Source organism: Microbacterium sp. USTB-Y, assembly GCF_023703415.1.
Taxonomy (GTDB): Bacteria; Actinomycetota; Actinomycetes; order Actinomycetales; family Microbacteriaceae; genus Microbacterium.
This window is the reverse complement of sequence record NZ_JAGMTU010000011.1, coordinates 28793-45443: the sequence shown is the minus strand read 5'-3', so window position 1 is coordinate 45443 and position 16651 is coordinate 28793. Positions and strand designations below refer to the sequence as shown.

The following is a 16651-nucleotide window of genomic DNA, read 5'->3' as shown; positions in this document are numbered from 1 at the left end:
CCATCCCGCCGCCGTCGTTGTTGCTGTCACGTCGGCGATGTCGGAGGCCTCCCTTAGCCTGTGAATGTCACATTCACTAGCAACCGAGGAGGACACCATGGGTGCCACATCCACTCACAAGACGGCCGGCGTCAGCGTCAGCGACTACTTCGCGGACTACTTCACCAACGCCACGATCATCGCCAGCGGCACCCGCCGCGACCCCGACTACATCGGCGGGAGCTACGACTGGCCCTACGAGTTCTACGCCGCGGTGCGCTACAACGACGGCCACCCCCACGCCGGGGAGGTCTTCGCGTTCGTCGTGCTCTACTCCGTCGCCCCGTCCAGCTACTACAACTTCACGTACAAGGACATGGACGAGACGGTCGGCCCCGGCGCAGTCCACGCACCCCGCCGGGTGCTCGAGGCCCTCACCCCGACCGACCACGAGTACGCCAACCAGTGGCGCGCCGCCTGCTGGGCGAACCTCGAGCTCGAGGAAGCCAAGCCCCGCGTCCGCCGCGGCGACCACATCCGCTTCGCAGAGCCGTTCACCTTCGGAGGAGGGCTGCAGACCACCACGGAGACCGTCTTCGAGGTCGAAGGGCGCGACGTGCTCCGCGTGATCGACCACCACGGCGTGCGCGTGCGCATCCCCCGCTGGCGGGCACGCAGCTACGCGCTCGCCGCAGCCAGCTGAGCGAGTGCGGGGCGCCCCACACAGGGACGCCCCGCAGTCCTCACCGCGCAGCTGCTCACGCGCCGGGGCGCCGGCGCCAGTGACCGGCGATCTCCCGTCCTGCGCGCGTGTGCTCCGGCACCCACACCATCCCCCGCCCATCCGGGAGCGCGACAGGCTTGACCAGCCCATCTAGGGACTCCTCGAGCATCAGCGCCGCCGTATGGCGATCGCCACCCGCCGCGAGGTACTCCTGGCCTCCCGCGGCGTCGAAGACCCGCTGACGCAGCTCCGCGGGCGCGTCGAGGCTGTCTCCCCGCAGTCGCCGTGCAACGGCATCCATCCGAACCTCTTCACGGATCTCCGATATCCTGCCCGCGCCCGTGCGCAGCTGCCGCCGGAACCGCGACAGCTGCGCATCCCGTCGACGCGCCAATGGCGACCTCGCCCGCCACGCCTCGAGCGCCGCCTGATCCAGCGGTGTGTACTCCGCCATGACCCGCTTCCGCGCGCTCACCGCCCGGTCCCGCTCGAAGAACTCCCGCGACTCCGCCTCATGCGCTCGCCGCTCTGCTGCCGGGGACCGACGCACGCGCTTTGCCGGCAACCCCAACGACTTGAGGCGGCGAGCCAGCCGCTTCGACTCACGGTTGGACTGCAGCGCCCGCTCATACACATCCGGGTTCTCAGCCCGATACTGCCGCTGCCACTCGGTCAGGTGTTCCCGGTTGCGCTGCTGCCAGTCCCGCGACGACGCCTTCACCTTCTCCGGGCTCTGATCTCGACGCTGTCTCGCCCTGGCCAGCACCGCGTCACGGTTGCGCTCGTAGTAGCGCCGCGAGTACTCCGCCGTCTTCTCTGGGTGCTCCGCGTGCCACCGCCTGATCGTCTCGCGCTTGCGCTCACGGTTAGCCTCGGTCCACCGCCGCACCCGCTCGCGGTCCTTCTCGCGCCGCTCCTTCTGCGCTCGCATCTTCCGCGACCGCTCCCGCATGTACTCCCGGTTCTTCCGGTTCACTTCGTCACGGTTCTCCGCGTGATACTTCGCCCGGTACGCGCGGATCTCCTCGCGATGCTCCTCGCGATACCGCTTCGCGTAGTCCCGCTTCGGATCGGCCGCAGCGCTCGCCGCAGCCGACTGCTCCTGCTCGGCGCGCTTCGCCTGCTGGCGTGCCTGACCCGCTCGCAGCCATGCCGCGTGAGGGTCGGTTGGTCCGCCAACCGGTCGCGCCGACGAGTCGTCGACGCCGGCGGACATTACGACTCCGCTGGCGCCAGCTCGAGCAACGTCTGGAACAGGGCGTACCGGTGAGCTGTCGGGTTGGTGATCGCCAGGCCGACCGCCTCTCGCAGCGGGGCGCGTTGCTCATCGGTCAGGTCGGTCACCGGCTCGAGGCACCAATCAACGTCGGTGTCGACGGTGTAGTCCGGCTCGTCGATGTGAATCTCTGGGTAGTACGAGATCGCCGCCAGCCCCACGCGCTGCAGGACGTCGTCTACCTCTTCGCGACTCGGCATCGCTCCTCCTCTCGTCGCGGGCTTGTGCCCGTCTGAGGGGTATAGGCCGCATCCCGGCTGCTTCGCGGACACAGAGTGCATCGCTCGCTCGCCGGCGCAATGTCGGACCCCCACCGTAGCCTATGAATGTCACATTCACCACCTACTACGGAGGACACCATGAAGCTCACCCTCAACTTCGGGCACCGCCAGGAAGAGATCGACCTGGGTGAACCCGACGCCCGCGACGGGCTGTTCGACAACGGCGAGATCGGCGCCTACGCCGGGAACATCTACCTGTACGTCGACGGCCGCGAGTACGGGTCGCTGTTCATCCACCACGACGACCAGGGGCCGATCATCGAGCTCGGCCAGTTCGACGAGACCGCCGACGAGTGGGTGACCCGCGCCGCGCTACGCGCCCTGCCGGCACACGTCGCGCAGCCGCTCGAGAACGCCGGCGCATGAACGGCCACGAAGGCGGCTCCAAGACCGTTGGCCGGTGGTACGTCGAGGTCAGCCCCCTCGGTGTGATCGCCGGCCCCCTCGAATCCGGGGCCACCTACACCACGACCACCCTCCGGTTCCCCATCGGATGGCGCGTCGGAAAGGTGTGGAGCAACGGCGTCGCGTCCGGCCCTCCCGAAATCTTCGGCATCCCCCGTCGAGTCGTCAGCGCCGCAGCCGGCATCGCCAGACAGATGCAATAGACCGAGCTGAGGGCGGCGGCAACTCCGCCGCCCTCAGTGACGCACTCGCGATGTCCCCCAGCGATGTCCGACCCCCTCCCTAAGCTGTGAATGTCACATTCACTAGCCGACGATCCGGGAGGACACCATGGCAACCATCAACCAGCACCCGTCCGGCGTCGCGGACTGGGCCACCATCTGCGCCTGGATCCACGAGAACCGCCCCGACCTTTGGGAAGGGCTCGGCCCCGCCGACGAGGACCGCGCACCCGCGAGCTGATCCAGCAGATGCAGGCCAGATCGCCACTTGACCTCCGGGCAGGAAACACCTACCCTAGTAAATGTCACATTCACTACTAACTGAGTAGAGGGAGAACCCACAGACCCACAACCAGGGGAACCGCGCAACGCCGTTCCCCTCCCAGGGACAGGCGCCACACCGCAGCCTGACGAGCGCTCGCCGCGCTCGCCGCCATGTCCCTCCCGGCGACCCGCCGTCCTCCCAACCAGGTCGCCGCCGCGGGGGCGGCTCCGTGACACAGCCGCCCCCGCCCCTTCCCCTTCATGTCCGCGAAGAGAACGATCCGCGGCCTATACCCACAGACGAACCGGAGGATCCCATGGACAGCATCGACACCACCGCACCGGCCGATTGGCACGACTTCTACGTCGACCCCTTCCCCGGCCGCAAGGGCTCCGAGCGGATCACCGACACCTGCGGCAAGTGCATCGGCACCGGCCTGTACACCGCGCCGACACATTTCACCGATGGCCAGGGGCGCCCGATCTGCTTCGACTGCCGCGGCACCGGCACCCGCAGCCGCCTCGTCAGCAGCGCCCGCGCCACCGCACGAGCCCACGCGAAGGCACACGCCGAGCACGTCGACACAACACGGGCGATCACCGCCCGCCGCGCCGCCTTCGAGGCCGAGCACCCCGGCCTCCGCGACCAGCTCACCGAGGCACACCTGAGCATGCGAGACGGAAACCCGCTGCGCGAGAAGATCGGCTACATCCTCGACTCCCTCGAGGACTACACCGGCACCCTCGACGACGACGAGGTCCGCACCGCCCACGAGCTGCTCGAGCAGTACGAGCTCGAGCTGGCCGCGCGCCGCCCGGTCCCCACCGGGCGCACCCTCATCCAGGGCGAGATCCTCGCGACCAAGACCACCGACACTCAGTGGGGAATCACCGTCAAGATCCTCGTCCAGGGCGAGGGCTGGCGCGTATGGGGCACCAAGCCCTCCGAGATCTCCACCGCCGCCCGCGGCGACGTCGTCGCGTTCACCGCCACCGTCTCCGCTTCCGACGACGACGACAGCTTCGGCTTCTACTCCCGGCCCACCAAGGCACACATCATCGCCGCCGGCATCCGCCGCACCGCATGAACGAGCGCCTCATGAACAGCCGCACCAGCCTGACCATCTACCCCGCCCACGACGAGAAGTCTCTGCTCCCACCGACGCCGATCCTCGTCGACGAGCACTACTTCGTGCGCGCCGGGCTCGAGCAGCTCCCCGCACGACTCATCGGATTCAGCCCCGCCGGCGCGCTCGCCATCACGGCATGGGTTCACGACGTGTTCCGCACCCCCGAGCTCGCACGCGACCTGTACCCGATCTTCATCATCGCCGGCCACGTCCAGGCGTATCCGATCCCCGCAGCCAGAGTCACCGTGCGCGAGCCATCCGGCGTCGTCCAGGTCGTCATCACAGACCCCCGCGGCAAGCGATACCGCCCGTACCTCGGAGAGGACCGCGACGTCGCCGACCGCATCGCCGCCGCCTGGGGTTCCCACCGCGGCTACTCCGCCACCGTCCAACCGATCACCCCGGCAACAAGCGCCTGACCACGCGAACGGAGATCACCATGCGCTGCCTTATGTGCGAAGAGCCGACCACCATGTACATCCCCTCCGACGACGTCGACGGGATCGGGCTGCACAGCTGCGGCGCGTGCGGCTTCGAGATCGAAGCTCCCCGCGACGAGCCCGTGCGGATGATTCCCGTCAACGAGCGTCGAGAGCGGCCCGTCGACGTGACGACGACGACGGTTGCGAAGACCCTGCAACCTCTCTAGTATCAGTGAATGTCACATTCACTACTTTCTTACTGATCCGAGGAGTGCTCCCCAATGAGCGAAGAGGCAGCGACCGTCACCGAGGAAGTCGTCTACGTCGGCCGCAAGGCCGCGAGTAATGGAAAGCTCGCGCACTGGTATCGGACGCTCGACGACGGTGAGCTCACCAGCAAGGAGCTCGGCTCGTACAAGCCGTACACGTCGGCTCCGGTGGGCGCGATCATCACGATCACCCGCCCCGCCGGCGAGCCGACCGTGCTCTACACGGGCGGACAGTACACGCCACGGATCACCGGCAGATACGCCGACACAGCCGCCACCGACGAGTGGCGCGTGGCCGATCAAGCGGAGGCGCAGCGGGATGCGAATGAGCGGCGCATCAAGCGGGATCTCGACGGTCTGCCCGAGGAGTTCACCACGGCGCTAGACACCGTTGGTGCGCACTTCTCACGGCTCAACGCCCCGCAGCGGGCAGCACTGTTGACCCTGGTCACCGCGAAGCTCCTCCGCTACTGAGGTCGACCGTCATGTCCACCCTCGATCTCCTCGACGACCGCTTCCCGCACGGTACCCCGGACGGGTACCGCCACGGATGCCGCACTGCCGCGTGCCCCGCGCTGATCCCCTGCCGCACCGTCCACACCCGCTACGTGGGCGACTACTCCTTCGCGAAGCTCATCGACGCCGGCACACCGCTCGCCGAGATCCTCGAGCGCGACGAGGCCGCGCGTGCCGAGTCGCGGCAACGGGACAAGATCGCCGCTCGAGAAGAGCGCCGTGCCGCCGTCGAAGCCACACGCCCCCGTCGACCCAAGCCGACCCCCAAACCGAAGCCGGCGCGCGCCAACACACCCAAACCCCCGCGCATGCCGAAGGAGGCGCCGGCGCCGGCGCCGACCGCACGGCCTCGCCCGTCGACGCCGCGGCCGCGCACCCATCCCGGCTACCAGTGGCTCGACAAGGCACGCAGCGACGCCGAGAAGCTCCCCGCAGAGCTCGCCAGCGCGTTCTCAGAGGCACTCGACGGCTACGAAGCGGACCTCGATCGTCACGTCGACGAGCTCGAGCAGTGGCGCAAAGACCACCGAGAGCTGCGCGGCCAGCTGCGCGCCGCGGCCGAGACCCTCAAGACGGCCACCATCGCCGCCGGCACCGGCCTCTCCGTCGGAGGGGTGATCGAGAGAGCGCTGCAGGAGGCAACCCTGCGGCACCAGTCCGCCGTCGACGCCCTCGCAGACCACGATCGCCCTTCCCCACCGGCCAGGCCACGCACACCGCGACTTCGGACCGCGCGTGCTGCCCGAACCTCGCAGCCGAGGCAGCTGCAGCCGCACGGCACCAACGCATGCCGAGCGCGCGGCTGCGACCGCCCCGAGTGCATCGAAGCCGGCCGCGAGTATCACCGGCAGTGGATGGCGAACCGGAAGGCGCAGAGCATCCCGCTCGAGCACCACGGGACCGCCTACGGCTACCAGCTCGGCTGCAAGGACCGCGACCACTGCCCCGCGGAGATCTCGTGCGCCGATGCGTCACTGGCTGAGGAACGGCGCCGACGCCGGGAGGCCGGCATCGCCCCGCAGGCCCCGCGCGTGCCCGCCGAGCCGATCCGACAGCACGTCCGCCAGCTCATGGCATCCGGCATGACCGTCCTCGAGATCGCCGACCAGGCACAGGTGTCCAAGACCGGCGTGAAGATCCTCCTCTACGGCCGCTCAGGCACCCGCAAAGGAGAGCTGCCCCGCGAGATCGAAGCAGAGAAAGCACGACGACTGCTCGCCCTGCAGCCGACTACCGCAGCCACGAAGTTCGCCCGCTCCGCCTGACACCAACATCAGGAAGGCCACCATGAACGACCGCACCACACCTACCACCACCATCACGATCCAAGTGCCCAGCACCGCACCCGAGGACGTGATCTCACGAGTCACCGCGCTCGGCGCGGAGCTCGGCGCCCAAGGCGGAATCGACCAGGTGCTCCTCGAGCTCGTGCGCACCTGTCACGTCTGCGGCTGCACCGACGAGCGAGCATGCTTCGGCGGCTGCTGGTGGGTCAACGACGACGGCACCCCCGACCTCTGCTCGAGCTGCGAGGACAGGCCCCACCAATGACACAGGAAAGCACCGCCCGAACCTGCCTTGCCACCGCCACAGGGCAACGCGGCTACTGCGGACGCAAGACGTCATCGGCAGCCACCACGATCGCCGACGTGACCTGCAAAGACTGCGGCGCAGCCGTGCGTGCAGACCAGCAAGCCGGCATCCTCACCCCCGAGCTGACCGCGGCGATCGCATGCTGACCGCCAGCTGGTCATCATGGACTCCCGGACGCCCAGGAGGCGCGCTGCGCGGCGTCATCGACGACGTCGCCGACAAAGACACCCACCAGTCCGGCGAACGAGTGTGGCGCTGCGCCCACCATCACACCACCGAGGCCGACGCCACGCGATGCGCCACCACCGAGCTCAAGCGCCGCCAGAACGCCCGGCCGCTGAACTGGTCCCAACGAGTCACCATGCGGATGATCGCCGATGGCCGATCACTCTCCGGCGGCGCCAGCTACCTCGACACGACAGGCCTGGGGATCCCCGGCGGCACCATCCAGTCCCTCCGCAGGCGAGGACTGATCGAACGCTACTCGTGGGTCGAACCCGGCTGGGTGCTCACGAAAGTCGGCGTCGACGCCATCAACAGCGGCGCGTGCGACGAACCCGACAGCGGCCCCGACGACTGACCGCACCGACCTCCACAACCCGGATGTCCGCGAACACCCCCAACATCGGCCTATACCCAGCAAGAAGGGCCTGCAGCAACACCATGCACGGGGGTTCCCCCACCGGGCATGCAGGCGTATAGTCAGTGAATGTCACATTCACTGTTCGATTGAGGAGAAACGCCATGACCATCACCCAGACCGCCGCCCCCACGGGCACCGCGGTCACCATCACAGGAACCATCCGCACCCCGCTCACCCTCGTCCGCCGCCTCCCCGACCGCCGAGCACGAGTAGGGTTCCGCGTCGACACCGACGCCGGCCCCTACAACGTCCACGCCAACGGCGCCCTCGCCGAGCTGCTCCGACTGACAACGCACCGCGGGGACCGCGTCACCGTCCACGCCCCCGCCGCCACGTTCAGCCACCCTGACCAGACCATCCCCGACCTCGAAGCCGACAGCGTCGAACTCGACCTCCACTGACCCGCGACGAAGATGGACACCACCGACGCACTACCAGGGAGCACCATGACCCGCATCTTCCACGTCAACGGCAAGCCCGTCGACGTCACCGACGCCGCGGCCGTCCAGGCACTCACCCCGGACGAGTACGCCGACCTGCTCACGCAGACCCTCAACGACACCGACGCGAACGACACCGAGATCATCGGACTGCGCCAGGACCAGCCGCCCACCGGCACAGGGTTCATCATCATGAATCCGCCCACAGAGGAGGCCGAGCATGCCTAACCCCGCCCCCACCACGACCGGCACCGACAGCTCCCTCCTTACCCCCATCCAGCGCCAACGCGCACTCACCCTCTCCGACGCACTCTGGCGCCTCCGCACCGGCCAGCACGACGCCGGCGACGACATCACCCTGACCATCCCCGCACCCGCCATCGAAGGCATCGAGAAGATCCTGTTCGCCCTCGCCGAAGGGGATCTGCGGTTCGCGTCCGTGCGGGCCGGTCAGCTGATGGATGGTGTCAGCGCGGCGCTGCGCGATCGCGCAGTGGGGGAGCAGTGGCGGGCGGCGTTCGATCACGCCCGCCAGGACGGACACAACGAGGCCGAGGCGCGTGAGTTCGCCGACGAGTACGCCGCCTACGTGGAGGACCGGCAGTACGAGCTGCGCGACCCCGACCTGCCGATCCCCTCACCGAGCGAGTACACCCGATGACCGGGGCTGCGCCGTCGTCCGTCACTCTGGATGTGCGCGCGACGATCGTGCGAATAATCCAGCAGCACACCGACGAGCCTGACGAAGAGGCAGGTTTCATCGCCGACGACATCATGGACGCGCTGAACCTGGGCAGTGAGCTCACGGTCGCCGTCCCGAGGCCGCGGCGCCGCGGCGAGCATGAGTGGCCGTGCGCGCTGTTCTACACCGGCAATTGGAAAGGCCAGCAGCCACGCGCCCGATGCAGCTGCCCGCCGGTAGCGGATGGGTCCGTGTCATGAAGGATCCACGCCAGCTCTCGCAGGCCGAGCTCGACGAGTACCTCGACCAGCTCATCAATGAGGGGAACGATGACAGCCCCGAGTTCCACCGCGCGTACCAGGTCTGGGAGGAGCTCAACGGCTGACCCAGACCTCGACCGCACTCCTCGGGGCCCCGCTCACCGGCGGGGCCCGATTTCTGTCCGCGAACACCCCCAACACCGGCCTATACCCAGCAGACGAACGGGAGAGGCCATGTGCGACGACATCGACCACGGAGGGCGACGGTGCCCGTCGTCGACAGCCGCAGGGCAGCGGCGTCGGCGTGCGGAGAAGCGTGAGCAGAACGCCGAGAAGCAGCTCGAGGCCTTCATCGGGGCAACCCCGTTCCGGCCGGTCTCTGGCGAGCTGATGCGAATGAGCTCCCGCCCCAGCTACTACGACACCGACGAGTGGATCGAGTACGAAGACACCCTCCGCGCCGCCGCGGAACGCCACGGCATCGAGATCTCGGAACTGCAGCACGCAGACGGGCTCTGGGAAGGCGCATCTGAACCAGCCGGCGCCTACATCGTCCGTGCGGACAGCTTCGAGCAGGTCACCGACTGGGCGGGAGAGCTCGCAGGACGGTATGAGCAGGACAGCATCATGGCCGGGTACTTCGACCCGGACGGACCTGACCGGGTTTACAGCTTCGCCGCCGACACCGGCTCGCAGCTGCAAGTCCAGGAGACTCTCGACATCCTCCGCGCCGCCGGCGCACCAGGTGGCAGGCTCTACGACGGCAAGCTCGAGATCGCCGAACCCGCCGAGTACCCGCTGCCGGCATCCGCCGTGAACGCGATCGCCGCACGTCTCGGCACGTCGCCCACCTTCGCTCGAGCGCACGTCGCGTTCGTGCCAGGCACCGACAGCTACCAGCGCCACCAGCCCATCAAGGAGATCCAATCGCTCAGAGAGCGATACGCCGACGCGCACGGGTTCCCGCAACGCAAACCCATCCCCCGGCTGACCGAGCTCGACGACATCGCTGCAGCGCGAGCCTACGCGGCCGCAGCGCACGAACCCACCCACCCACAGGTCGCCCGGTCTTACCGAAGCCTGCGCCAGCACATCGGCGCGCAGTGGGACATGCTCACGGAAGCCGGCTACACCTTCGAGCCCTGGCACGGAGAGGCCGAGCAGCCCTATGCCGACTCCGCCGCGATGCTCGACGATCTGCGACAGAACAAGCATCTGTTCTACTTCCGCACCGAGGTCTCGCAGCACACCGAAGGCGCTCTACCGCCGGACCACCCGATGGCACGCACCGTGACCGTCACCCTCCCCTCGGGAGAGCGCGCGCCGATGCTCGCCAACGACGTGTTCCGCGCTGTCCACGACGCAATCGCCCACAGTGAAGGGCACCAATTCGGCCCCTACGGGGAGAAGCGCGCCTGGTGGACGCACCGGGCATGTCTCCCCCGCGAAGCGCGACTCGCGCTGTGGTGCGAGACGCGCGCACAGAACTGCTGGACCAACGCTGGCCCACACATGACTGCTGAGACCGAGCCCGGACACCCGCGCCTCCTCCGCCGAGGAGAAGAGGGCTGGATCCCGTTGAGTGACCGTCCCTACGCGCAGCAGAAGTGCTGCCGCGTGGACACCGCGCTCCTCTAGCGCGTCAGAGACCTCGGGCGATCTCGTGCGCCAGCGCCGAGGGGAACACCTCATAGTCGTCTGTACCGACCGCGAGGATCCTCACGGTCGCATCCTCCTCGAGGAAAGCGGCATTGTAGGTTCCCGCTCGAGATGGCATGAACCCCTCGCGATTCCACGGTAGTTGGCAACGGTTTCAGGGCCAGGATTCCACGCGAAATGGCATTTTCCTACAGTTGGTCCGACTCAACTCAGATGCCCGCTTGCGGCAGGCAGATCGACCTAGAGTGTGTTAACGAGTGAGCAGCCGCGCCGTTCAGAGGCGAGGGCGATCGCCGACGGGGCGGCTCACTCTTCTCCTCATCCCGGTGTTGCTCAGCGCGACCGGCGTCCTCGATCTCCGCATTCCTTGGCCGTGGCTCCATGGCGAGTCCGCGGGGGATCGTCCGGTCGAGCACTCACCCCTGAGAGCCCTGTCAAGGTGAGCTGGACCGGGACAGCCGCTGGAGTGCTCTATCTCGCGTGGCTGGCGTCCGCAACCCTGCGCCCCGGCGGCAACGGGCTATTCGAGACACAATCCCACGCGCGCGACTCCCGGTCGAAGCTGTTCCGGATGGGGCTCGTCACCAACCTGCTCAACCCCAAGGCCGCTGTCATGTAACTCGCGATCATCCCGCAGTTCATAGATCACGGGCAGGGAAACACGACCGCTCAGGGATTCGTTCTCGGCGGAGTTCAGATCATCGTCAGGATGATCGTCAACTCCCTCATCGTGCTGGGCGCCGGCACAATCTCCGGATTCGTGTCGACGCGACTCACATGGATCCGGCACCCCGCTCGGCGCAGTGGCGGTCACGCTGGCCAGAGAGGTCCCGCAATGCATCTCGCCCCTGAACCGGGCGATCATGCTGCAGGACCTCCGTGAGACGCCGCTCAGATAGACCGTCCTCCGGAAGCTCGACGAGTACGAATGACCCTTTCTGAAGGGATTGAACAGGACTGTTGTTCTGCACAGATTCTGCTAGGTAGAGTGGGATTCCATCCGACGGAACCCGCCGTCGGTGAACAAAGGAGTTCCAGAATGCGCATCGTCTTGGTTCATGGAGGTTGGCAGGGTGGTTGGGCGTGGGACGGCGTTGTCGCTGAGCTCACGAAGGCAGGCCACGAGGTATGGGCCCCAACCTTGCAGGGTCACGGTGACAACGACGACCGTGCAGGTGTCACGCTCTCGACCATGGCGGACAATCTCATCGGCCGGATCGCCGACAAGGGGTGGGACCGGTTCGTCGTAGTCGGCCACAGTGGCGGCGGCCCGCTCATCCAACTCGTAGCTGAGGCGATGCCGGAGCAGGTGGAGCAGGCGATCTTCATCGACGCGTGGGTACTCGCCGACGGCGAGTCGATCAATGCGATCCTCCCCGCCGAGTTGGCGAATTTCGCCCGTGGCACAGCCGCGTCCTCGCCCGACCAGAGCGTGCCGATCCCGCCGCAGCTATTCATGACGGCTTTCTTGCAGGACGGATCGGAGGAGCTTCACGCGCAGGTCGAGCCTCGTCTGGTGCCGTCGCCTGGCGGTTGGCTCGACGAGCCGATCCGTCTTCGGACGGCCGGCACCGGTGACGTGCCGAGCGGCTACATCTTCCTGCAAGAGGATCGGGCTGTGCCGCAGGAGTTGTACCGCGCATCAGCAGACCGGCTCACGAACCCGACGACCGCGAGCTCGCCGGGGAGCCATCAGGCCATGTTGACGCGCCCGGTGGAGCTGGCAGCAGCCATCGTCTCCGTTATGTCGTGACGACGTTTCGCTCTTTCGCGACTTCCGCTGGGACCGTCGCTTACGCCGAATGGCTGCCCGGCGGCCCCGCCCGTGCGACGGTGCTGCTCGTTCACGGCGGGGGGGTGGGCCCCGGTGGCTGGAGTCGAGCGATCGGCGGGCGACCCGGGTGGGCACCCCGTCTCGCCGAAGCCGGATACCGCGCGGTCGTGATGACGTGGCCTGGGTTGTCGGCTGGCGGCGCATGGGACCCCGACACGCGGCTGGATGGGGCGGCGGTCGCCGGCGCGATCGTCGAGCTAATCGCTGCGCTCGGCGGCCCGGTCGTCCTCGTGGTCCACTCCATGTCCGCCGCTTTCGGCTATCGGGTCGCTTTCCACCATCGGGATTCACTGATCGCCCTAGTCGCGCTGGCACCCGCTCCCCCCGGGGACATCCAGCCCGAGCCCGCCGTGCTGGAAGAGGACGCCGATCACATCGTCGTCCAGGGACGCCCGCTCACCTGGAGGCTTCCCCGTCGCGGCTGGTGGCATCCCGGACCAGAGTTCATCGAGGCGAAGCTGGTCGGTGCAAGCGAGCAGTTCCCACCCGGTCACCTGGACGAGCTCCGTTCGCAGCTGGTGCCAATCCCAGCCGGGCTCCTCCTCGAGCGGCAGAACGTCCGCGGTGCGCAGGTCCATATCGGCGACAGGGAGTTGGACGGCCTACCGACCCTCGTGATGGTCGGTACCCACGACACCGATCATCCGATCGAGTCGGACCGCGCGACTGCTGACTGGCTCGCCGAGCGAGGCGGCGATGTCAGGTTCGTCGCGTTGACGGCAGCGAACGTGGCTGGCAACGGCCACATGCTGATGCAGGAGTCGAACAGCGATGCGGTACTCACCCTGGTGACGGAGTGGCTCGGTCCAAATGTGCGCCTGCGGCGGTGAGGATGGTGCAGTTGATCGCGACCCGGGCTCCGGACATCTGTGATGGCCCGACTACAGCAGGAGCCGTTGCTCAGCAAGTTCCTGCAGCAGGAATCGCCAGAGATGCCCGTCGTTGAATGCGTCACCCAGGTCGGGCAGGTCGGCGAGATCGTCGTCATCGATCGGCATAGGCTCGGCCCCTGCCTGCAGAACGGCGAGGTGCACGCGAGCCAGGCTGTCGACATTGATCGCGCGGATGACGGCCTGCGGGACGCTCTCGCCGACGGCCGTGAGGCCGTGACCGCGCAGGATGCCGACCGGCCGCGTGCCGAAATCGTCCGCCATGGCCGTCGCGCGTGCGTGGTTGCGGATCAGCGCAGACGAGGGGTGCGCGGGGATGCCGCCGCGCGCCATCCGCATAGCGGGGATGTTGAAGGCACCGACAATCGGTAGCAACGTCCGTCCGGTCAGCGAGAACGCGACGACAGCCGGCGGATGCGCGTGGACGACGGATCGAGCCGCAGGATTGCGGCGCAGCAGCTCAAGATGCAGAGACAGCTCGTTCGGCGCCCGGTACCCGCCGGCGAGCTCGAACGATCCCTCAAGGGGCACGGCGAGGATGTCGTCGGCGGTGGTGAACCGCAGCCCCCGCTCCTGCGGTCCGCGGGCTCGGATGAGGACGGTGTCGTCGTCGACCCGCAGGCTGACGTGCCCGAGGATGTCGTCCACGAGCCCCCGGACCGCGAGCACGCGGCAAGCATTGGCGACGAGCATGCGTTCGTCGACGTAGTCGTTCATCATCCACTTCTCCTTCGAGGCGTGATCTCCGATTGCGAATTCCTGGAAAATCTAGCAGAATCAGATTCTGTCTTAAAGAAAACCGGTCTCGACCGACATCATCTTCAAGGCGCGGAATAGGACTCTGACATCAGGAAGCAGCGACCCAATGGCGAGCAAGACGACGATCTTCGAGGACGTGCGGCGCGGCATGATCCCGGCGCACATCTATAACGACGAGGAGATCTTCGAGCAGGAGAAGAGCAAGCTCTTCAGCCGCGCGTGGATTTTCGTCGGACATGAATCCGAGATCCCTCAGCCCGGTGACTACGTGGTGCGGCATGTGCTCGACGACTCGTTTATCGTCGTGCGCGATGAGAGTGGTGAGATTCGGGCGCACTTCAACATGTGCCTGCACCGCGGGATGCAGGTGTGCCGCGCCGAGGTCGGCAACGCCTCCCACTTCCGTTGCCCCTACCACGGGTGGTCATACCGCAACGACGGCCGGATTATGGGCCTCCCGTTCCACGAGGAGGCCTACGGGGGTGAGGCAGGGTTCAACAAGAAGGGTGCACGACTGCTCCCGGCGCCGAACCTGGACACATACAACGGTCTGATCTTCATCAGCATGGACCCGAACGCGCCGACCCTGCGGGAATACATCGGCGACTTCGCGTTCTACCTCGACTACTACACCGGGCAGAGCGCCAAGGGCATCGAGCTGCGTGGCCCGCAGCGGTGGCGCGTCAACGCGAACTGGAAGATCGGCGCCGAGAACTTCGCCGGCGACATGTATCACACGCCCCAGACCCACACCTCGGTCGTCGAGATCGGGTTGTTCCGTGAGCCGAAGGCGGAGAAGCGCAAGGACGGCAACACGTACTGGGCCGGCAACGGCGGCGGCACGACCTACAAGCTCCCGCCGGGCAGCCTCGAGGAGCGGCTGCGCTACGTCGGATATCCCGACGCGATGATCGAGCGGATGAAGGAGCAATGGTCGCCTGAGCAGCTCGATGTGATTGGCCGTGACGGGTTTATGATCTCAGCGGCATCGCTCTTCCCGAACATGAGTTTCGTGCACAACTGGCCGAAGGTGGAGGACGGGGACGACGTGCTGCCCTTCATCTCGATCCGTTCGTGGCAGCCCATTAGCGAGAACGAGACGGAGGTCTACTCCTGGTTCGCGGTCGATGCCGAGGCGCCGGAGGAGTTCAAGGAGCTCTCGTACAAGGCCTACCTTATGTGCTTCGGTAGCACGGGAATGTTCGAGCAGGACGATGTCGAGAACTGGGTCTCGCTGACCACGACTGCCAAGGGTTCGATGGCTCGACGGCTCCTGCTCAACAGTCGGATGGGGACTCTCAAAGACGACACTCCGGTCGTCGCTGCGCTGACGCCTGAACAGTTCGCCGGTCCAGGCGTCGCGCACGTTGGTTACGGCGAGTACAACCAGCGTCATCTGCTCGATCGCTGGGCCGACTACCTCGACACCGATGACGAAGTCGAGGTGCAGGTCGCGAGCATCGGTACAGGCATCACCAACAACGGGGAGGCACCCGCATGATGAACACCGAGACCGGTGTCCAGATATCCGAGCAATCGCCTCTCGGCGCCCACGCCACGCGCGCCGATCGAGTCGGGCGGTCCCTACTGTTCTCCGACGAACTGCATCTCGAGGCGCATCGTTGGTTGATTGAAGAGGCTTACACCCTCGACGAGCAACGGTACGAGCACTGGCTTGAGACGCTTACAGAGGATATTCACTACATCATGCCGGTGCGTCAGACGACGGCTCTCGGGTCTTCCTTCACGACGGCGAGGGGGATGTCGCACTGGGACGAGAATAAGTACTCGCTCAGCCGCCGGGTCGCGCGATTCCTGACTGAACACGCTTGGACGGAGGACCCTCCCTCACGCCTGCGTCACTACGTGACGAACGTGCGCGTGTTCCTGTCCTCGGTCGAGGACGAGCTCATCGTCGACTCCGCCGTCCTGCTGTTCCGCAGCCGGGGAGACGTCAACGAGCCGTCAATCATCTCCGCTCACCGCGAGGACGTATTGCGTCGCGTCGGTGACGACCTGCAGTTGGCACGTCGGGTGATCATGGTGGACGAGTCGGTGCTCCGCACCCAGAACCTGGCGATCTTCCTGTGAGCGGCCTCGACTGGGAGGGTGCCGACGTCGATCGTGATGCCGCGGCGGCTGCGGCGGCGGAGCGCGAGCGTCTTATTGCCCGCACCGTCGGAGAGCCGCTCGTCATCGCCAACGAGTTTTCGGAGATCGAAGTGCGCCGCGTGGAAACTCACAACGGCACGAGGCTACTGATCGACGCCCCGAAAACTGGCCAGTGGATCGCGATCGACCCCATGGAACTCGAGGCCCTGACCTGGCAGACCACGCAGACGTTCTCCGAGATGATCGCGCGGCCTGACCAGCCGATGTTTCCCGAAATGCGACCGCAGTAGAA

At 67.0% G+C, this 16651-nt stretch carries 27 protein-coding genes; 24 read left to right on the top strand and 3 right to left on the bottom strand.

Going from position 1 to position 16651, the window contains the following annotated elements; translation table 11 throughout:
• The first annotated feature begins 97 nt into the window (after nt 1-97).
• A complete protein-coding gene (locus tag J8G10_RS18675; RefSeq protein ID WP_005050822.1) occupies nt 98-682 on the top strand; it encodes a hypothetical protein in 585 nt (194 codons plus the stop codon).
• Between the two features lie 55 nt (nt 683-737).
• Here J8G10_RS18675 and J8G10_RS18670 read toward each other — a convergent pair whose 3' ends face one another.
• Nucleotides 738-1919 carry a hypothetical protein gene (locus tag J8G10_RS18670; protein WP_005050820.1) on the bottom strand — a complete coding sequence of 394 codons (1182 nt, stop codon included), beginning with the start codon at nt 1917-1919 and terminating at the stop codon, nt 738-740.
• Nucleotides 1919-2179 carry a hypothetical protein gene (locus tag J8G10_RS18665; protein ID WP_005050818.1) on the bottom strand — a complete coding sequence of 87 codons (261 nt, stop codon included), beginning with the start codon at nt 2177-2179 and terminating at the stop codon, nt 1919-1921. Before J8G10_RS18665 ends, J8G10_RS18670 begins: the two co-directional genes overlap by 1 nt.
• Before the next feature lie 159 nt (nt 2180-2338).
• Between J8G10_RS18665 and J8G10_RS18660 the strand changes: the two genes are divergently transcribed.
• The 20 genes from J8G10_RS18660 to J8G10_RS18580 all read left to right on the top strand — a co-directional run bounded on the left by J8G10_RS18660 (nt 2339) and on the right by J8G10_RS18580 (nt 13428).
• Nucleotides 2339-2626 (top strand): hypothetical protein, encoded by a 288-nt coding sequence (locus J8G10_RS18660; protein WP_005050816.1) that lies wholly within the window; start codon nt 2339-2341, stop codon nt 2624-2626.
• The gene (locus J8G10_RS18655; RefSeq protein ID WP_005050814.1) at nt 2623-2868 is read left to right on the top strand and encodes a hypothetical protein; all 246 of its coding nucleotides are present in this window, start codon (nt 2623-2625) and stop codon (nt 2866-2868) included. Before J8G10_RS18660 ends, J8G10_RS18655 begins: the two co-directional genes overlap by 4 nt.
• Before the next feature lie 127 nt (nt 2869-2995).
• Nucleotides 2996-3127, top strand: a complete 132-nt coding sequence (locus J8G10_RS19505; protein ID WP_005050812.1) for a hypothetical protein — start codon at nt 2996-2998, stop codon at nt 3125-3127.
• 340 nt (nt 3128-3467) lie between these two features.
• Nucleotides 3468-4238, top strand: a complete 771-nt coding sequence (locus tag J8G10_RS18650) for a hypothetical protein (RefSeq protein WP_193599316.1) — start codon at nt 3468-3470, stop codon at nt 4236-4238.
• Nucleotides 4239-4249: 11 nt separating this feature from the next.
• Entirely contained in the window at nt 4250-4699 is a 450-nt protein-coding gene (locus J8G10_RS18645; RefSeq protein WP_193599315.1) for a hypothetical protein, read from the top strand.
• Between the two features lie 53 nt (nt 4700-4752).
• Complete coding sequence (locus J8G10_RS18640) at nt 4753-4929, top strand: hypothetical protein (RefSeq protein WP_193599314.1); 177 nt, start codon at nt 4753-4755, stop codon at nt 4927-4929.
• A 54-nt stretch (nt 4930-4983) separates the two neighbouring features.
• Entirely contained in the window at nt 4984-5445 is a 462-nt protein-coding gene (locus tag J8G10_RS18635; protein WP_005051910.1) for a hypothetical protein, read from the top strand.
• A gap of 11 nt (nt 5446-5456) precedes the next feature.
• Nucleotides 5457-6752: a hypothetical protein gene (locus tag J8G10_RS18630; RefSeq protein ID WP_193599313.1), complete on the top strand. Its 1296-nt coding sequence runs from the start codon at nt 5457-5459 to the stop codon at nt 6750-6752.
• Nucleotides 6753-6774: 22 nt separating this feature from the next.
• Nucleotides 6775-7038, top strand: a complete 264-nt coding sequence (locus J8G10_RS18625) for a hypothetical protein (RefSeq protein WP_005050711.1) — start codon at nt 6775-6777, stop codon at nt 7036-7038.
• Nucleotides 7035-7226, top strand: a complete 192-nt coding sequence (locus J8G10_RS18620) for a hypothetical protein (protein WP_005050712.1) — start codon at nt 7035-7037, stop codon at nt 7224-7226. Before J8G10_RS18625 ends, J8G10_RS18620 begins: the two co-directional genes overlap by 4 nt.
• A complete protein-coding gene (locus J8G10_RS18615; protein WP_005050713.1) occupies nt 7220-7660 on the top strand; it encodes a hypothetical protein in 441 nt (146 codons plus the stop codon). The genes J8G10_RS18620 and J8G10_RS18615 overlap by 7 nt, the downstream gene beginning before the upstream one ends.
• A gap of 164 nt (nt 7661-7824) precedes the next feature.
• Nucleotides 7825-8124 (top strand): hypothetical protein, encoded by a 300-nt coding sequence (locus J8G10_RS18610; RefSeq protein ID WP_005050714.1) that lies wholly within the window; start codon nt 7825-7827, stop codon nt 8122-8124.
• Between the two features lie 45 nt (nt 8125-8169).
• Nucleotides 8170-8391: a hypothetical protein gene (locus J8G10_RS18605; protein ID WP_005050716.1), complete on the top strand. Its 222-nt coding sequence runs from the start codon at nt 8170-8172 to the stop codon at nt 8389-8391.
• A complete protein-coding gene (locus J8G10_RS18600) occupies nt 8384-8824 on the top strand; it encodes a hypothetical protein (RefSeq protein WP_005050717.1) in 441 nt (146 codons plus the stop codon). The genes J8G10_RS18605 and J8G10_RS18600 overlap by 8 nt, the downstream gene beginning before the upstream one ends.
• Nucleotides 8821-9105: a hypothetical protein gene (locus J8G10_RS18595; RefSeq protein WP_005050718.1), complete on the top strand. Its 285-nt coding sequence runs from the start codon at nt 8821-8823 to the stop codon at nt 9103-9105. Before J8G10_RS18600 ends, J8G10_RS18595 begins: the two co-directional genes overlap by 4 nt.
• A complete protein-coding gene (locus J8G10_RS19500; RefSeq protein WP_264674921.1) occupies nt 9102-9230 on the top strand; it encodes a hypothetical protein in 129 nt (42 codons plus the stop codon). The genes J8G10_RS18595 and J8G10_RS19500 overlap by 4 nt, the downstream gene beginning before the upstream one ends.
• Nucleotides 9231-9339: 109 nt before the next feature.
• Nucleotides 9340-10743, top strand: coding sequence for a hypothetical protein (locus J8G10_RS18590; protein WP_005050720.1), 1404 nt, complete (start codon nt 9340-9342; stop codon nt 10741-10743).
• 268 nt (nt 10744-11011) lie between these two features.
• The gene (locus J8G10_RS19660; RefSeq protein WP_363250050.1) at nt 11012-11383 is read left to right on the top strand and encodes a LysE family transporter; all 372 of its coding nucleotides are present in this window, start codon (nt 11012-11014) and stop codon (nt 11381-11383) included.
• Between the two features lie 420 nt (nt 11384-11803).
• The gene (locus J8G10_RS18585) at nt 11804-12517 is read left to right on the top strand and encodes an alpha/beta fold hydrolase (protein ID WP_005050723.1); all 714 of its coding nucleotides are present in this window, start codon (nt 11804-11806) and stop codon (nt 12515-12517) included.
• The gene (locus J8G10_RS18580) at nt 12514-13428 is read left to right on the top strand and encodes an alpha/beta hydrolase (RefSeq protein WP_005050725.1); all 915 of its coding nucleotides are present in this window, start codon (nt 12514-12516) and stop codon (nt 13426-13428) included. The genes J8G10_RS18585 and J8G10_RS18580 overlap by 4 nt, the downstream gene beginning before the upstream one ends.
• 51 nt (nt 13429-13479) lie before the next feature.
• Here J8G10_RS18580 and J8G10_RS18575 read toward each other — a convergent pair whose 3' ends face one another.
• Nucleotides 13480-14181, bottom strand: coding sequence for a class II aldolase/adducin family protein (locus tag J8G10_RS18575; RefSeq protein WP_251448502.1), 702 nt, complete (start codon nt 14179-14181; stop codon nt 13480-13482).
• 172 nt (nt 14182-14353) lie between these two features.
• On the opposite strand from J8G10_RS18575, the gene J8G10_RS18570 reads away from it, so the two are divergent.
• Genes J8G10_RS18570 through J8G10_RS18560 form a run of 3 tightly spaced genes read left to right on the top strand, consistent with a single transcriptional unit; the run spans nt 14354 to nt 16649 of the window.
• A complete protein-coding gene (locus J8G10_RS18570) occupies nt 14354-15748 on the top strand; it encodes an aromatic-ring-hydroxylating dioxygenase subunit alpha (RefSeq protein ID WP_005050729.1) in 1395 nt (464 codons plus the stop codon).
• A complete protein-coding gene (locus tag J8G10_RS18565; protein WP_005050730.1) occupies nt 15745-16338 on the top strand; it encodes a 3-phenylpropionate/cinnamic acid dioxygenase subunit beta in 594 nt (197 codons plus the stop codon). Before J8G10_RS18570 ends, J8G10_RS18565 begins: the two co-directional genes overlap by 4 nt.
• Nucleotides 16335-16649: a hypothetical protein gene (locus tag J8G10_RS18560; protein WP_005050731.1), complete on the top strand. Its 315-nt coding sequence runs from the start codon at nt 16335-16337 to the stop codon at nt 16647-16649. The genes J8G10_RS18565 and J8G10_RS18560 overlap by 4 nt, the downstream gene beginning before the upstream one ends.
• Nucleotides 16650-16651 lie beyond the last annotated feature (2 nt).

Excerpts from the sequence above, each read along its gene's own strand:
- J8G10_RS18620 (WP_005050712.1), top strand. The coding sequence starts at position 7,035 with ATGACACAGGAAAGCACCGCCCGAACCTGCCTTGCCACCGCCACAGGG.
- J8G10_RS18675 (WP_005050822.1), top strand. The coding sequence starts at position 98 with ATGGGTGCCACATCCACTCACAAGACGGCCGGCGTCAGCGTCAGCGAC.
- J8G10_RS18670 (WP_005050820.1), bottom strand. The coding sequence starts at position 1,919 with ATGTCCGCCGGCGTCGACGACTCGTCGGCGCGACCGGTTGGCGGACCA.
- J8G10_RS18615 (WP_005050713.1), top strand. The coding sequence starts at position 7,220 with ATGCTGACCGCCAGCTGGTCATCATGGACTCCCGGACGCCCAGGAGGC.
- J8G10_RS18640 (WP_193599314.1), top strand. The coding sequence starts at position 4,753 with ATGTACATCCCCTCCGACGACGTCGACGGGATCGGGCTGCACAGCTGC.
- J8G10_RS19500 (WP_264674921.1), top strand. The coding sequence starts at position 9,102 with ATGAAGGATCCACGCCAGCTCTCGCAGGCCGAGCTCGACGAGTACCTC.
- J8G10_RS18565 (WP_005050730.1), top strand. The coding sequence starts at position 15,745 with ATGATGAACACCGAGACCGGTGTCCAGATATCCGAGCAATCGCCTCTC.
- J8G10_RS18650 (WP_193599316.1), top strand. The coding sequence starts at position 3,468 with ATGGACAGCATCGACACCACCGCACCGGCCGATTGGCACGACTTCTAC.
- J8G10_RS18625 (WP_005050711.1), top strand. The coding sequence starts at position 6,775 with ATGAACGACCGCACCACACCTACCACCACCATCACGATCCAAGTGCCC.
- J8G10_RS18610 (WP_005050714.1), top strand. The coding sequence starts at position 7,825 with ATGACCATCACCCAGACCGCCGCCCCCACGGGCACCGCGGTCACCATC.
- J8G10_RS18590 (WP_005050720.1), top strand. The coding sequence starts at position 9,340 with ATGTGCGACGACATCGACCACGGAGGGCGACGGTGCCCGTCGTCGACA.
- J8G10_RS18600 (WP_005050717.1), top strand. The coding sequence starts at position 8,384 with ATGCCTAACCCCGCCCCCACCACGACCGGCACCGACAGCTCCCTCCTT.
- J8G10_RS18655 (WP_005050814.1), top strand. The coding sequence starts at position 2,623 with ATGAACGGCCACGAAGGCGGCTCCAAGACCGTTGGCCGGTGGTACGTC.
- J8G10_RS18665 (WP_005050818.1), bottom strand. The coding sequence starts at position 2,179 with ATGCCGAGTCGCGAAGAGGTAGACGACGTCCTGCAGCGCGTGGGGCTG.
- J8G10_RS18585 (WP_005050723.1), top strand. The coding sequence starts at position 11,804 with ATGCGCATCGTCTTGGTTCATGGAGGTTGGCAGGGTGGTTGGGCGTGG.
- J8G10_RS18635 (WP_005051910.1), top strand. The coding sequence starts at position 4,984 with ATGAGCGAAGAGGCAGCGACCGTCACCGAGGAAGTCGTCTACGTCGGC.
- J8G10_RS18575 (WP_251448502.1), bottom strand. The coding sequence starts at position 14,181 with ATGCTCGTCGCCAATGCTTGCCGCGTGCTCGCGGTCCGGGGGCTCGTG.
- J8G10_RS18645 (WP_193599315.1), top strand. The coding sequence starts at position 4,250 with ATGAACAGCCGCACCAGCCTGACCATCTACCCCGCCCACGACGAGAAG.
- J8G10_RS18660 (WP_005050816.1), top strand. The coding sequence starts at position 2,339 with ATGAAGCTCACCCTCAACTTCGGGCACCGCCAGGAAGAGATCGACCTG.
- J8G10_RS19505 (WP_005050812.1), top strand. The coding sequence starts at position 2,996 with ATGGCAACCATCAACCAGCACCCGTCCGGCGTCGCGGACTGGGCCACC.
- J8G10_RS18630 (WP_193599313.1), top strand. The coding sequence starts at position 5,457 with ATGTCCACCCTCGATCTCCTCGACGACCGCTTCCCGCACGGTACCCCG.
- J8G10_RS18595 (WP_005050718.1), top strand. The coding sequence starts at position 8,821 with ATGACCGGGGCTGCGCCGTCGTCCGTCACTCTGGATGTGCGCGCGACG.
- J8G10_RS18605 (WP_005050716.1), top strand. The coding sequence starts at position 8,170 with ATGACCCGCATCTTCCACGTCAACGGCAAGCCCGTCGACGTCACCGAC.
- J8G10_RS18570 (WP_005050729.1), top strand. The coding sequence starts at position 14,354 with ATGGCGAGCAAGACGACGATCTTCGAGGACGTGCGGCGCGGCATGATC.